Below are 13,571 nucleotides of genomic sequence, written 5' to 3'. Positions count from 1 at the left end.
CCCGAGTCGGGTCCATCGGCCGTATGACGTCCCGGCGCTTCCCGGACGGGTGCCGATCACGCCGCGAGGTCGTTGGCATACAGTCCGACGAGGACGGGGACGAACTCCAGGGTGTCGACGAACGCGGCGACTGCCTCGGCGAGCGACCGGTCGTCGGTGTCGGCGACGAGTTCGTCGCCGCGCCGGGTGAGCTGTGTGTCGAACGCCGCGAGCTTGGAGATGACGAAGTCGAGATCGAGCCCGTGGAGCGCACCGGTCGCTCCGCGATCCGACACGGTCCATCGGCTGTCGGCGCCGGTCGCGAGCACGTCGACCCGCCCTCGGTCACCCGTCGGATCGAGCACGACACGCAGGGTCGAGTCGTCGAGAACACCGACACGAACCGACCGACCCGAGTGCGCGCGGAGTGCCGACTCCAGGTGTCGTGTCGTTCGTTCGTCCATCATCTGATCCTCGTTCCGGTCGTCCCCCGTGACACATTGATCGGGACACGACCGCTCGAACTTGGGTCAAGACCTCGTCATGACTTGCGGTGGCGGGGTCAGGCGCGCAGCGCGACGAGGAACTGCCCGCCGCCGGCGTCGATGTCGGACGTGACGTCGAGGTCGGGTTCGAGCCGCGAGACCCGGTCCACGAGCCAGGCCGCCGCCTGCTCCGCATCGTCCTGTGTGGGGCAGCGGGCCATCACCTCACGACCGCCCTTCTTGACGAGACGGTCGACGCTCGGGATGATCGGCGACGGGTCGACCACGAACAGGTGCTCGGCCCACGGGACGACCGCTTCGACCTTGCCCTTGCCGGTGTTGCACCCGCGGTGGGCGAGTCGCTCGACGAGGCCGCCGTCGCCCTTCTTCTTGCCCTTCGCCTTCGCCCGACGATCCGACATCCGTTCGTCGACACTCGGGCCGCGATCGTCGTTCACGGACCGGTCGGGGTCGACCGCCTCGTCGCAGATCCAGCATCGCCAGCCATCTCGCTCACCGATCTCGCTCAGACGCGCCATGGCCGAACCGTATCCCCGCAGGACGGCACCGCCGTCAGGCCCAGGACGTCACGCCCAGAACGCGTCGAGGCGAGCCAGGAATCGGTCGGGATCCGCCAGGTGTGGGTAGTGGCCGTGGTCGGGCCAGACCTCGGTGACCGCACCGTCGATGTACGACCCGATCCACTCCGCGTATCCGTCGCCCGGGTCGATGCCGAACAGCGAGAGGTACGGGACATCGAGGCCCGAATAGCCGGTGAGCGCACCGTCCACGACGGCTGCGATCTCCGCCACCGGCAGCGTGAGGATCATCTCCCACACACCGAGCACCACGTCCTGGTCGGGTCGGCGGGCAGCGTTGATCCGAGCCATCTCCTCGGGTGGGATCCGGTCGCCGGCCATCATCTCGAACAGACCCTGGATCACGAACGGGAAGGCGTCGGCATCGCGGAGCTGCGCTTCGAACCCCATCAGCTGCGCCTGGAAACCGTCGAGCTGGAGCGACTGGTCGATGTTCACGACGGAGGAGACCGGCAGAGCCGCCCCCGCTGCCGACACGATGGCGCCGCCGAGCGAGTGGCCCACCAGATGGGGCCGGTCGAGGTCGAGGGCGGTCGAGACCGCTGCGACGTCGCCCGCCATCGCTTCGAGGTCGTAGCGGTCGGCGGTGCCCGAACGTCCGTGGCCGCGGAGGTCCAGCGCCACGACCTGGCGACCCGAGGCGAGTCGGTCGACGAGCGGGTCCCACGTGACCGCACTCTCCGTGATCCCGTGCACGAGGATCACCGGGGTCGCGTCGCGGTCGCCGCCGGTGGGCGCATGGACGTCGAACTCGATCGAGACGCCGTCGGCTGATGTGGTCGATGCCATGAGCGCCAGTGTCGCGCACGGCGCGCGCTGCGCCATGATGAAACGATGACCGCACGTCGCTCGATCGATCCGATCTCTCTGCTCGGCATCGCGCTCGACGCGAACTCCTCCTTCCTCGCGGGTTGTGCTCTCGGCCCCGACGCCATCCGCGCCGCGCTGCATTCGGCGTCGGGCAACGACGCGAACGAGGCATCGGTCCACGTGACTCCGCTCCTCGACGATGTCGGTGACGTCTCGATCGCCAACGAGCGCGGCTCACACGCCGACGCCGATGCGATCACGGCCGCCGTGCGTGGACAACTCGCTGCGGGCCGACAACTCATCACACTCGGAGGCGACCACTCGGTGACCTATCCGATCCTGCGGGCATTCCGTGAGGTCCACGACGACCTGACCGTGGTGCACGTCGACGCTCACCCCGACATGTACGACGACCTCGACGGCAACCCGCTGAGCCATGCGTCGCCCTTCGCACGCGCGCTCGAGGAGGGGTGCATGACGAAGCTGGTGCAGCTCGGGATCCGCACCGCGACGCAGCACATGGTCGATCAGGCCGAGCGGTGGAACGTCACCATGATCACACCGCGGCGACTCTCCGAATTCGACGCGTCGTCGCTCACCGGCCCGATCTACGTCAGCCTCGACCTCGACGGGCTCGACCCGTCGTGTGCGCCCGGAGTGAGCCACCACGAACCCGGCGGGCTGACGGTGCGCGAAGTGCTCGACGTGATCGATGCGTTGCCTGGTCCGATCGTCGGTGCCGACATCGTCGAACTGAACCCGACCCGTGACGTCGTCGACATGACCGCCATGGTCGGTGCGAAGTTCGTCAAGGAACTCGCGGGCGCCATGCTCGCCCGCCGCCGACCGTGAGGAACTGGGGAGGCAACGTCGACTACCGAGCCGCCGATGTGTCGGTGCCTTCGTCGCTGGAGCAACTCTCGTCGATCGTCGCATCGTGCGTCGGGATCTCGTCGGTCGCGAGTCGTCACTCGTTCAACCGGATCGGGGACGGCGAGGTCCTCGTCGATCTGCGCGACATCCCGCAGTCGATCGAGTTCGACGAGTCGGCGGGAACGGTGTCGTCGCCTGCTTCGACGACGTTCGCCGAGTTGAGCGGCGCTCTCGACACCCGCGGGCGCGCACTGCACAACCTGGCGTCGTTGCCGCACATCTCGATCGGCGGTGCCATCTCGACGGCGACCCACGGATCGGGTTCCACGTCGCCGTGTCTGGCGAGCGCGGTCCGCGAACTGGACCTGTTGACGGCAACGGGGGAGGTCCGTTCGTTCCGTCGAGGTGACGACGACTTCCTCGGCACCGTCGTGGCGCTCGGCTCACTCGGACTGGTCACCCGCGTGGTCCTGCAGACCGAACCGACCTACGAGGTCTCACAGACCGTTCACGACGGGCTGGCCTGGACGACGCTCGTGGAGTCGTTCGACGATGTGTTCGCCTCGGCGAGCAGCGTGAGTGTGTTCACACGCTGGGGCGATGTCGCTGGGGAACTGTGGCGGAAGCAGCGGTCGGACGACCGACCGCCGTCTCGGACCGACATCGAACAGAGCCTCGTCCCCGCCGACGCGATGCGTCATCCGATTCCCGGGAACCCTCCGGACGCGTGCACGCGCCAACTCGGCGAACGTGGCCCGTGGTGGAATCGTCTGCCGCACTTCCGAGCCGACGCCGTCCCGAGTGCAGGCTCGGAGATCCAGTCCGAGTGCTTCGTCGAACGGACCGCGTCCGCTGCCGCGATCGAGGCCATCCGGTCCATCGGCCCCGAACTCGACGACGTGCTCCTGGTCAGCGAGATCCGCACCGTCGCCGCCGACGACTTCTGGATGAGTCCGTTCCACGAGCGGGATTCGACCGGACTTCATTTCACCTGGAAGCTCGACCCGGCAGCGGTGCAGGCCGCCGTCGACCGGGTCGCCCTCGTCTTGGCGCCGTTCGATGTCCGTTGGCACGTCGGCAAGGCGATCCCCACCGGATGGCGGCTCGAACGGCCCGGACTCGGCGACTTCCTGGACCTCAAGCACCGTCTCGACCCGACGGGTCGGTTCACCACCGACTGGTTCCGGAGCAACGTCGAGCGCTCGGTCTGACACCGCATGGTCGAACGGTTCTCAGAGGGCGTGTCGGAGGGCGAGGGCTCGGGTGGCGGCGGCGGTGGGGGAGTCGGCGGTGACGGTGAGGTGACCCATCTTGCGACCAGGGCGCGGCTCGGCTTTGCCGTAGAGGTGCAGGGTGGCGTCGGGGTCGGCGAGCACCGCCGCCCAGTCCGGCTCGACCGGATCGCCGAGTGAGCCCTCGCCGTTCGGGTCATCGGCAGCGGGGAGGAACCACAGGTCGCCCAGGAGGTTGACCATCGCTGCCGCCGGGGCGGTCATCGCCGTGGACCCCAGCCCGACTCCGCACACCGCTCGGATCTGCTGCTCGAACTGGCTCGTCACGCTCGCGTCGAGTGTCCAGTGGCCGCTGTTGTGCGGCCGCGGCGCGATCTCGTTGACCAGGAGCCTCGGCGCACCATCGGCACCCGGACGCTCGTCTCCGACCACGAACAACTCCACCGCCAGCACTCCGACGTAGTCCAGCGCGTCGGCCACCGACACGGCGATCCGCTCGGCCTCGGCCGCCAACGCCGGCCCGACCCGGGCCGGCACCACCGACAGGTCGAGCACACCATCGACGTGCTCGTTCTCCGTGACCGGCCACCTGACCGACCGACCCTCGCTCGAGCGTGCCACGAGCACGCTGACCTCGACGCGCAGGTCCAGCAGTGCCTCCACGATCACGTCCACACCGGCGAACTCGACCAGGGCCGCCTCGAGTTCCGCCTCCGACGACACGCGCCGCTGCCCTCTGCCGTCGTAGCCGAGGCGGGCGGTCTTGACCACGGCACCGCCGTTCGCCATGCGTCGGGCGGTGTCGAGGAGGGAGGAGTGCGCACCGGATCCCGGGATCGGGACGAACTCGCCGACGTCGATGCCATGGTCGACCAGGAACGTCTTCTCCACGATCCGGTCCTGAGCCACGGCGACGCTCGAGGCTCCCGGAGCGACGCGAACGGAACGAGCGAGTCGTTCCAGCGCGGCCGCCGGCGCGTTCTCGAACTCCGTCGTGACCACCGAGCAGGCGGCCGCGAGCCGATCCAACGCATCGGAGTCGTCGTACGGGGCGATCGCGTGGTCGTTCGCGACGACGGCCGCAGGAGCCTGCGGGTCGGGGTCGACGACGACGGTCCGGTACCCCATCGCGTTCGCGGCCGCCAGCGCGTACTTGCCGAGTTGCCCGCCCCCGAGCATGCCGATCGTCGCCGGAGGGACGACGACCCGCCGCTCGTTCGTCACTGCGTCGGCGGCGGGAGCACGGACCCCGCCGCCACGGCTCGACGCTCGTCGCGATCGGTCGCCAGCGCCGTGGCGAGTCGCTCGTCGTGAGCGGCGAGCAGGGCGATCGCGAACAGTGCTGCGTTGGTCGCACCGGCCTCGCCGATGGCGAACGTCGCCGTGGGGATGCCCGCCGGCATCTGCACGATGGAGAGCAGCGAGTCCTGCCCGGCGAGGTGACGCGACGCGACGGGGACACCGAGGACCGGCACGATGGTCTTGGCGGCGAGCATCCCGGGGAGGTGCGCCGCTCCGCCCGCCCCCGCGATGATCGCCCGGAGACCGCGGCCCTGTGCGGCCTCGGCATAGGCGAACATCTCGTCGGGCATGCGATGCGCGCTGATCACCTTCGCCTCGTAGGCGACACCGAAGTGATCGAGGATGTCCGTGGCCCGGGACATCGTGGGCCAGTCGCTCGACGACCCCATCACGACGCCGATCACGACCGGTTCCCCCGTCATCTGCGCCAGCTCATCGGTCGCACTTCATCTGTCGCACTTCATCGATGGGATCTCGTCGTGCAAGCGATCACCCGGCGAGCATAGGAGCCGAGGCACCGGCAGTCGGTGGTGCGCAGCGAAGAGGTCAGATGCCGTGAGCCCACACGACGCCGGCCGTGCCGGTCGACGGGCCCGGCACACCGGCGGTGCTGAGGTCCGACTTGACGTCGCGCCCGAAGTAGAAGATGGCGGCGAAGACGAGGAGCGCAACCAGGATCACCAATGCCCACTGCAGCTTCGGGTTGATGAACGTTCGACGGCGGCCGATGTCGTTGCGTGCGCGTGTCGCACGACCCTTCGGCGGTGTGACGGCGGATCCACTCATCGGGACATTCTGATCGATCGGCCACCGCCGTGTCACGCGGGCGGTCGACGGCGGGCAGCGTTCACTTCCGCAACCGCGTACGCAAGGCCGCCACGGCCACGCGCTCGTCGGGCAGGATGCCGCGGTCGGCGAGGCGATGATCGCAGGCAGCTTCGAGGAACGGCTCGATCACCCGCTTGCCTCGGAACCATCGGAACGACCGAGCAAACGCCTGCTGGCCGAACCGGTCGCGTGGCGTGGACGTGGCCGACGTCGAGATGATCACGAAGGTGAGCGCCCCGTCGAAGCCCGCCGGGCCGCCCGCGACGTTCGTCCAGTCGATCACCACCGGTCCCTTCCGAGACAGGATCACGTTCATCGGGTGCAGGTCGAGGTGGAGCACGCTCTGGGGTCGGTGCGTCCGGGCCGATCCGACCGAGGTCGAGTCGGCCAGCAGCCAGTCGGGCGCCTTGATCCGAGTGAGGCGCCGCTGGAGACGGGCGAGTCTGCGGGCATGCCAGACCACCTTCCAGGGCGCTGCTTCGAGTGCCTCGAGCATGGTGGGACCGGCGATCAGGTCCATCACCAGGTCGGATCCGTCGGCAGAATGGACGTTCGGCACCGGGAACCCACGCTCGGCGACGTAGCGCATGGCCCGCACTTCCACGTCGACATCGTGGTGTTCGCGATACCGCCGCAGCACCCTCCCGTCGCCGAGGTCGAACACGTCCGCGGCGCGCCCCGAGGCCAGCAGCGGACCCGGCTCATCGGTCATGTCGTGACCGTAGTGTCCGCATCCGACCGGTCCCCCGTGACGGTGGTCGGAGGCGCCGCTGCGTCGGAGGACGACGTGGGACCGGACGCGATCAGGTCTGATCGCGGTCGGACGTGGGTGCCGACCCGCCGACGACCACGTCGTGATGACCGCCTTCGACGTTCAGGGTCGGCAGCACCCGGTCGAGCCACATCGGGAGCCACCAGTTCTTCTCGCCGAGCAGTTCCATCGTGGCCGGCACGAGCAACATGCGCACCAGGGTCGCGTCGAGGAACACCGCCGAAGCCAGGCCGACGCCGAACATCTTGATGACGCGTGCGTCCTCGAGGACGAACGACCCGAACACCACGACCATGATCGCCGCAGCCGCCGTGATCACCCGGGCCGTTGCCGCGAGTCCGTCGGCCACCGAGTTCGCAGCGTCGCCCGACCTGTCGTACTCCTCCTTGACGCGTGACAGCAGGAAGACCTCGTAGTCCATCGACAATCCGAACACGATCGCGAACAGCATCATCGGCAGGAACGGCTCGATCGGCCCACTGCCCGTGCCGAGCAGCGAGATGCCCCAGCCCCACTGGAACACGGCGACGACGATCCCGTAGGCGCCACCGATCGAGAGCAGGTTCATGATCACGGCCTTCAACGGCACGAGTACCGAGCGGAACACCATCATCAGGAGGAGGAACGACAGCGACAGCACGGCGAAGAAGAAGACCGGCAGACGTGCGGAGAGGTAGGTCGAGAAGTCGATGCTCGATGCGACCGAACCGGTCACCAGCACGTCGACGCCGACCCCCGCCGTGGCGGCGGGGAGCACGTCGTCGCGCAGCGTGTTGACGAGGTCGGACGTGGCGGCGTCCTGCGGACCGGTCTCGGGCACCACCCGGATCAGCACGGCCTGCTCGCTCTCGGAGGGGATCGGACCGAGTGCCTGTGCGACGCCGGGTGTGTCGTTCAGTTCGGCCACGACGTCACGGATGGCGGCGACCTGCGCCGGGTCGGTGATCTCGGCGGTGAGCAGCAGCGGTCCGTTGCTCCCGGGCCCGAAGCCGTCGGCGAGGAGGTCGTACGCCTCGCGGGTCGTCGTGCCGTCGGCGAACGTCGACTCGTCGCCGAAACCGAGGCGCAGCCCGAGCACCGGGAGGCTGACCACGAGCAGGAAGATCGAGACGCCGATCGCCATCGGCCACGGACGGGACTGGACGAACCGGCTCCACCGGTACGACCATGTGTCGCGCAGGTCCTTCTGCGGGCGTGTCGGCAGTGCCTCGCGCAGCTTGGGCACGAAGAACGACGCCACGAGGGTTCCGACGAGCACGATCAGGCCGAGCATCCCGAGGATCGGGAAGCCGAGCCCCACACCGAAGAGGCCCAGCGATGCGGCGCCCGCCATGATCAGGCCGCGCCAACGGGTGGTCTCGACGCGTTCGCCGGCGAAGCCGATCAGCGCCGGGAGCAGTGTGACCGACGCGACCATCGTGATCGCCACGGTCACCGCCGCGCCGGTGGCCAGGCCGTTGATGAAGGACAGCCCCATCACGAACATGCCGAGCAGCGAGATGACCACGGTGGCCCCGGCGAACACGACGGCGCGCCCCGCGGTGTCGATCGCGGTGACGACGGCGGTCCTCTTGTCGAGACCGGCTCGCGTGCCCTCGCGGTAGCGGGTCACGATGAACAGGGCGTAGTCGATGCCGACGCCGAGGCCGATCATCGCGCCGAGCGTGGTGGCGAAGTCGGGGATGGTCATCACGTTGGTGAGCAGCGTGATCGTGCCCACGCCGATGCCGACGCCGAACAGCGCGACACCGATCGGAAGGCCCATCGCGAGGACCGACCCGAATGCCAGCACGAGGATGACGATGGCGAACGCCACACCGATCAGTTCCGACTCCGGCGGCTCGAACTCACCGAGTGCGGCACCGCCGATCTCGACCCGGAGCCCGTCGACGTCGGCGGTGTTCGCCTCGACCAGCTCGGCGATCTCCCCGCCGATCTCGCTCGCCCGGATCTCGTCGGTGTCCTCGGTGAACGACAGCGTCGCGTACGCGATCGTCTCGTCCGGCGAGACCAGACCCTGCTGCGCCCCGGCCGGGTCGTACGGGCTGGTGACCGTGACCTCGTCGTAGTCCTCGACGGCCTCGAAGATCGCGGTCATCGCAGCCACGACCTCCGGGTCGTCGATGCCGGCGGGGGCTTCGAACACGAGCGATCCGGAGATGAAGCTGCCGGCACTGCCGAAGTTCTCCTGCAGGATCTCGAACCCGCGAGCCGATTCGGAATCGGGGGTGTCGAACGACGATTCGGTCGATGCGCCGATCAGCCCGACCGATCCGAAGACGGCGACGAGGACAGCGATCCACGCGACGAGCACGCGGCCCCGGTGGTCGTAGGCGGTGCCACCGACACGGGCCCAGAACGACGGCCGTCGCAGGGTCGACGAAGGAGCCGGATCACCGGCGCCGGGCCGCTCCAGAGTGGACGCTGATTTCATCAGTGAACAGTGCGTCCGTCACCGGAGGAAAGCAAGCACTGGGCGGTGTGCCACGCGGCACCCGGTCCGGTCGCGACTCCCGGCTCGGCGCGTCGTGGTGGTGGAGCGGCCACCCGATCGGGGACCGTCCGTCACCGCCCGCCCGTGAATCCCCACCGGATCCGCCCCTGTCCGATCGCTACCTTTCGCAGATGGCCGGCCTCGCATCGACTCCCGAGCCGCCGTATCACGCGGTGATCTTCACGAGCACCACGACCGACCGGACGGACGGCTACGCCGAGGCTGCCGCTCGCATGATCGAACTCGCCGGCGACGTGCCCGGCTTCCTCGGCGTCGACTCCGCCCGGGGCGGCGACGGCGTCGGCATCACGGTGTCGTACTGGGAATCGGAGGATGCGATCGCGACCTGGAGGGCCGATGCGGAACACACCGTCGTGCGCGAAACGGGTCGCACCCGCTGGTACCAGGAGTACGAACTGCGCGTCGCGCGGGTGGAACGCGCGTACGGCTTCACCCGTGTTCGGCCTCGACCGGGGTGACGCCGCTGCCGATCGCGTGTCAGATCGGGCTGACGACCACCCGGTCGCCGGTGGCGATCGACCCGGGGCGCAGCACCGAGGCGTACCAACGGCTGTGGCCGGGGTTGCGGTCGTGGTCCATCAGGTTGATGTCGCGGTCGGTGAAGAACGCACTGTTCTTGCTGCACGGTTCGGACGGTGCACTCACCTGGAGGCGAACGGCGTCGGGTCCCGAACCGATGTCGATGATCGTGCCACCGCGCATCGTGGACCAGTCGAGACCGGCGAGCGTGAGGTTCTCGCCGCACGATCCATAGGCGATCGGGTGACCGTCGGCCGCGAACGCGTCGATCACCTCGGCACTCCACAGGCACAGGGCCTGCCACGGCCGACCGTGGTGGACCCGCGACGCCTGCACGTCGCCGTCGACTCCGCGCACGCCGATGTCGGCGGTCGGGATCGCCGTCTTCGGAACGCCGCCATCGGACGAGTTGATCTGGGCCACCGAACCGACCTGGCGGGCGACGGCGTCGTCACCCTTGCGTCGGATGTCGGCGATCGACACCAGTCCGTGCCACAGGTGATGCACCTCGTCGTACAGGTCGGGCGACGACTGCACCGCCTTGATGTCGTCCAGCTGGTGCTCGAGCAGGCGCTTCTCGAGTTCGGGGCGGGCATCGACACTCCACCCGGCGAGCAGTTCGTCGGCGTGGGCCAGGGTGCGGCTGGCATCCTGCTCGTTCCACTGGCTCCGATCGAATCCACAACGGTCACAGGTCTCGACGCCGATCATGGCGTGACACTAGACGCGACCCGAACCGCCACGCCCAGACGGTCAACGGCAGGGAGGCGGTCCGCCGGGGTGGAGCCGGGTTGCGTGGTGCGATCTCCGCCGCGAGGCTGCGCACCGATGACACCGCTGGTCCCGTTCGTGCGCAGTCCCGACAACGGACCGAACGCAGCCCTCGTCGACGCCCTGTGTCGGGCCGCGCCCGATCTCGACGTACGGGTCCTCGGCGAGATCGCACCGGAACGCCTGCACGAGGTGACGGTCGCAATCGCCGACGGGCCGAGCGAGGGACAACTGGCGAGGCTCCCGAACCTGCGACTCGTGCAGAGCACGTGGGCCGGCGTCGAGGCGATCCTGCCCGTTCTTCCGGCCGGTGTCGAGGTGGCCCGCATGGTCGACCCCCGACTCGCCGAGACGATGGCCGAAGCGGTGCTCGCGTGGACGCTCCACCTCCACCGCGACATGCCGCGCTACGCGCGCCAGCAACGCAACGGCCAGTGGATCGTGCACGAACTCGTCCACGCGTCCCATCGTCGTGTGGGCGTCCTCGGACTCGGGGTGCTCGGCCGTGCCGCGGTCGAGACGCTGCGAGATCACGGCTTCGACGTGACCGGCTGGTCGAGGAGCCCGAAGTCGATCGACGGGGTCGAGTGCTTCCACGACGGGCTCGACGGCGGTGGTGTCGATGCACTCCTCCGCCGATCCGACATCGTCGTCAACCTGCTCCCGCACACCGAGGCGACGACCGGACTGCTCGGTGCTGCGGCGTTCGCGCAGATGCCCACCGGGTCGTCGTTGATCAACTTCGGCCGCGGGCCGACCGTCGACGACGAGGCGCTCCTCGCAGCCCTCGACGACGGCACGACGAGTGGCGCCTCCGACACAGGTTCTCGCGTGACCGGTGCCCGCCTCGATCGCGCTCACCTCGAGCATGCGGTGCTGGACGTGTTCGTCACCGAACCGCTCCCCGAGGGTCACCCGTACTGGAGTCATCCGCGGGTGACCGTGCTGCCCCACGTCTCCGGTCCGACGAGCGCCGAGACGGCCGCCGTCATCGCCGCCGCCAACGTCCGGGCGTTCCTCGTCGACGGCACGCTTCCCGCCGACGCGCTCGTGGACCGGACTCGCGGCTACTGACGCCGTCCGTCGACCCCGGTTCTTCCCGTTCCTGTCAGCTCATCGGCTCCGATCGGCGACGTGCGCTGACCGGAACTCGGACGGAGGATTCCTGCCGGCACGTGTCGACCGGATCGCGACGTTCAGGCGGTCGCAGGTTCGCGGACGGGCGACGAGAACTCCATCACACCGTCGGCCAGGTCGGCGTCGGCGGCGAGCAGCACCTTCTTGTCGTGTGCGTAGCTCTGCGACGCCGTCCACGGGTCGCGATCGGACTGCTTCGGGAACGTGTGCACACGCCGTTGCATGTATCCGGCGGAGAAGTCGTCGACGTAGGGCCGCTGGGGCATTCCGGGGTCGGCAACGGGCAGGGCACGCGTGGTGCCGTCGGCGTCCATCTTGTTCAGGAGGCGGCAGATGTAGCGGGCGATCAGGTCGGCACGCAGGGTCCACGAGGCGTTGATGTAGCCGAACGTGGTCCCGAGATTCGGCACACCGGAGTACATGAAGCCCTTGTAGGTGAAGGTCTCGGCGATGTCGATCCGTTCACCGTCGACCACCGGCGTCACGCCTCCCAGCGCGAGCATCGACAGCCCGGTCGCCGTGACGATCACGTCCGCGTCGATCCGCTCGCCACTCCGCAGCACGATGCCCGTCTCGTCGAAGGTCTCGATGTGGTCGGTCACCACATCGGCGCGACCCTCCTTGATGGCGGTGAAGATGTCGCCGTCGGGGGCGAGGCACAGCCGCTGGTCCCACGGCTTGTAGGGCGGCGTGAAGTGCGGATCCATCTCCTTGGAGCCGTCGAGCTTCTTGGCGACCATCTTGTTGATCATCGCCTCGATCTTCTCGGGCTTCGTCCGCGTCTGCTTGTACGCCAGTTCGGTGCGCCACGTGTTCATCCTGCGGATCGCTCCGTAGGCGACCTTCTCCGGGAGCACCGCACGGAGACCGGCGGCGATCGGGTTCTTCGCCGGCGCCGGGAAGATCCACGACGGAGTGCGCTGCAGCATCGTGACGTGTGCACCCTTCTTCGCGAGTGCCGGGATCAGCGTCACCGCCGTCGCGCCGGACCCGATGACGACGATCTTCTTCCCGTCGAGTTGTTCGGCGGTCTGGAGGTGGTCGGGCCACGACTGGGGGTGCACGATCTCGCCACCGAAGCGTTCCTCGCCCGGGAAGTCGGGTCGGTGCGGTTCGCTGTAGGAGTAGTAGCCACTGCACATCTGGAGCCAGTTGCACGTCATCGTCGTCGGCTCACCGACGGCCCCATCGACACTGCTGTCGACGACCTGGCCGTCGACCTCGGGCCGGATCGTGACCGTCCACGTCGACGTGGCGGAGTCCCACGACGCGTCGACCACTCGCCGACCGAACGTGATGTGGCGGGTGACGTCGTGTTCGTCGGCGGCTTCCTGGATGTAGTTCTTGATCAGGTCGGCCTCGACGATCGAGATGTTGCTCTTCCACGGCTTGAAGTCGTAGCCGAAGGTGTGCATGTCGCTGTCGGTGCGGATGCCCGGGTACTTGAAGAGGTCCCACGTGCCACCCAGGTCCTGGCGGGCCTCGAGGATCGCGTACGACTTCGTCGGGCACTCGCGTGTGAGGTGACACGCCATGCCGATGCCCGACAGGCCCGCCCCGACGATCAGGACATCGACGTGCTGCAACGTTGTTCCATTCCCCATGCCACGACCGTAGACGCGACCGCCCGCCCGAATCACATGCTGGCCAGATGACATGCAGCCCCGATCACATGCAGCCCAGATCACACGCAGGCCGGATCACACGCAGCCGAGATCATCAGCTGCACTCGTGCAGCGGACGGTCGGC

At 68.6% G+C, this 13,571-nt stretch carries 14 protein-coding genes; 4 read left to right on the top strand and 10 right to left on the bottom strand.

The features are described from left to right. Nucleotides 1-56: 56 nt before the first annotated feature. The 3 genes from ABJK40_RS07790 to ABJK40_RS07780 all read right to left on the bottom strand — a co-directional run bounded on the left by ABJK40_RS07790 (nt 57) and on the right by ABJK40_RS07780 (nt 1,852). Nucleotides 57-443 carry a hypothetical protein gene (locus ABJK40_RS07790; RefSeq protein ID WP_348480393.1) on the bottom strand — a complete coding sequence of 129 codons (387 nt, stop codon included), beginning with the start codon at nt 441-443 and terminating at the stop codon, nt 57-59. A gap of 98 nt (nt 444-541) precedes the next feature. Further along, a complete protein-coding gene (locus tag ABJK40_RS07785) occupies nt 542-1,003 on the bottom strand; it encodes a hypothetical protein (RefSeq protein WP_348480392.1) in 462 nt (153 codons plus the stop codon). A 48-nt stretch (nt 1,004-1,051) separates the two neighbouring features. Continuing rightward, entirely contained in the window at nt 1,052-1,852 is an 801-nt protein-coding gene (locus ABJK40_RS07780) for an alpha/beta hydrolase (RefSeq protein WP_348480391.1), read from the bottom strand. 45 nt (nt 1,853-1,897) lie between these two features. Between ABJK40_RS07780 and ABJK40_RS07775 the strand changes: the two genes are divergently transcribed. After that, nucleotides 1,898-2,725: an agmatinase family protein gene (locus tag ABJK40_RS07775; RefSeq protein ID WP_348480390.1), complete on the top strand. Its 828-nt coding sequence runs from the start codon at nt 1,898-1,900 to the stop codon at nt 2,723-2,725. 44 nt (nt 2,726-2,769) lie between these two features. Further along, nucleotides 2,770-3,957: an FAD-binding protein gene (locus tag ABJK40_RS07770; RefSeq protein ID WP_348510215.1), complete on the top strand. Its 1,188-nt coding sequence runs from the start codon at nt 2,770-2,772 to the stop codon at nt 3,955-3,957. A gap of 21 nt (nt 3,958-3,978) precedes the next feature. Here the strand turns inward: ABJK40_RS07770 and ABJK40_RS07765 are convergent, their stop codons facing one another. From ABJK40_RS07765 to ABJK40_RS07745, 5 genes are all read right to left on the bottom strand, one after another. Then, nucleotides 3,979-5,202 carry a 5-(carboxyamino)imidazole ribonucleotide synthase gene (locus ABJK40_RS07765; RefSeq protein ID WP_348480388.1) on the bottom strand — a complete coding sequence of 408 codons (1,224 nt, stop codon included), beginning with the start codon at nt 5,200-5,202 and terminating at the stop codon, nt 3,979-3,981. Beyond that, nucleotides 5,199-5,702, bottom strand: a complete 504-nt coding sequence (purE, locus tag ABJK40_RS07760; protein WP_348480387.1) for a 5-(carboxyamino)imidazole ribonucleotide mutase — start codon at nt 5,700-5,702, stop codon at nt 5,199-5,201. Before purE ends, ABJK40_RS07765 begins: the two co-directional genes overlap by 4 nt. 124 nt (nt 5,703-5,826) lie before the next feature. Continuing rightward, nucleotides 5,827-6,066, bottom strand: a complete 240-nt coding sequence (locus tag ABJK40_RS07755) for a hypothetical protein (protein WP_348480386.1) — start codon at nt 6,064-6,066, stop codon at nt 5,827-5,829. A 61-nt stretch (nt 6,067-6,127) separates the two neighbouring features. Further along, nucleotides 6,128-6,820, bottom strand: coding sequence for a phosphotransferase (locus ABJK40_RS07750; protein WP_348480385.1), 693 nt, complete (start codon nt 6,818-6,820; stop codon nt 6,128-6,130). A gap of 91 nt (nt 6,821-6,911) precedes the next feature. Beyond that, nucleotides 6,912-9,314, bottom strand: a complete 2,403-nt coding sequence (locus ABJK40_RS07745; protein WP_348480384.1) for an MMPL family transporter — start codon at nt 9,312-9,314, stop codon at nt 6,912-6,914. Nucleotides 9,315-9,505: 191 nt separating this feature from the next. Between ABJK40_RS07745 and ABJK40_RS07740 the strand changes: the two genes are divergently transcribed. Further along, nucleotides 9,506-9,853, top strand: a complete 348-nt coding sequence (locus ABJK40_RS07740) for an antibiotic biosynthesis monooxygenase (RefSeq protein WP_348480383.1) — start codon at nt 9,506-9,508, stop codon at nt 9,851-9,853. A gap of 19 nt (nt 9,854-9,872) precedes the next feature. On the opposite strand, the gene ABJK40_RS07735 is transcribed toward ABJK40_RS07740, so the two are convergent. Further along, complete coding sequence (locus ABJK40_RS07735; protein ID WP_348480382.1) at nt 9,873-10,625, bottom strand: MOSC domain-containing protein; 753 nt, start codon at nt 10,623-10,625, stop codon at nt 9,873-9,875. Nucleotides 10,626-10,742: 117 nt separating this feature from the next. Between ABJK40_RS07735 and ABJK40_RS07730 the strand changes: the two genes are divergently transcribed. After that, on the top strand, nt 10,743-11,759 hold the full coding sequence (locus ABJK40_RS07730) for a glyoxylate/hydroxypyruvate reductase A (RefSeq protein WP_348480381.1): 1,017 nt from the start codon (nt 10,743-10,745) through the stop codon (nt 11,757-11,759). 122 nt (nt 11,760-11,881) lie between these two features. On the opposite strand, the gene ABJK40_RS07725 is transcribed toward ABJK40_RS07730, so the two are convergent. Further along, nucleotides 11,882-13,426: an NAD(P)/FAD-dependent oxidoreductase gene (locus ABJK40_RS07725; RefSeq protein WP_348480380.1), complete on the bottom strand. Its 1,545-nt coding sequence runs from the start codon at nt 13,424-13,426 to the stop codon at nt 11,882-11,884. Nucleotides 13,427-13,571: the final 145 nt, after the last annotated feature.

It is taken from the genome of Ilumatobacter sp. (assembly GCF_039969435.1).
Lineage (GTDB): Bacteria > Actinomycetota > Acidimicrobiia > Acidimicrobiales > Ilumatobacteraceae > Ilumatobacter_A.
Note: the sequence above shows the minus strand (reverse complement) of the source record. Positions and strands in the feature narration are given on the sequence as shown.

Coding starts and splice junctions, on each gene's coding strand:
- ABJK40_RS07790 (WP_348480393.1), bottom strand. CDS start 443: ATGGACGAACGAACGACACGACACCTGGAGTCGGCACTCCGCGCGCAC.
- ABJK40_RS07785 (WP_348480392.1), bottom strand. CDS start 1,003: ATGGCGCGTCTGAGCGAGATCGGTGAGCGAGATGGCTGGCGATGCTGG.
- ABJK40_RS07780 (WP_348480391.1), bottom strand. CDS start 1,852: ATGGCATCGACCACATCAGCCGACGGCGTCTCGATCGAGTTCGACGTC.
- ABJK40_RS07775 (WP_348480390.1), top strand. CDS start 1,898: ATGACCGCACGTCGCTCGATCGATCCGATCTCTCTGCTCGGCATCGCG.
- purE (WP_348480387.1), bottom strand. CDS start 5,702: ATGACGGGGGAACCGGTCGTGATCGGCGTCGTGATGGGGTCGTCGAGC.
- ABJK40_RS07755 (WP_348480386.1), bottom strand. CDS start 6,066: ATGAGTGGATCCGCCGTCACACCGCCGAAGGGTCGTGCGACACGCGCA.
- ABJK40_RS07750 (WP_348480385.1), bottom strand. CDS start 6,820: ATGACCGATGAGCCGGGTCCGCTGCTGGCCTCGGGGCGCGCCGCGGAC.
- ABJK40_RS07745 (WP_348480384.1), bottom strand. CDS start 9,314: ATGAAATCAGCGTCCACTCTGGAGCGGCCCGGCGCCGGTGATCCGGCT.
- ABJK40_RS07740 (WP_348480383.1), top strand. CDS start 9,506: ATGGCCGGCCTCGCATCGACTCCCGAGCCGCCGTATCACGCGGTGATC.
- ABJK40_RS07735 (WP_348480382.1), bottom strand. CDS start 10,625: ATGATCGGCGTCGAGACCTGTGACCGTTGTGGATTCGATCGGAGCCAG.
- ABJK40_RS07730 (WP_348480381.1), top strand. CDS start 10,743: ATGACACCGCTGGTCCCGTTCGTGCGCAGTCCCGACAACGGACCGAAC.
- ABJK40_RS07725 (WP_348480380.1), bottom strand. CDS start 13,426: ATGGGGAATGGAACAACGTTGCAGCACGTCGATGTCCTGATCGTCGGG.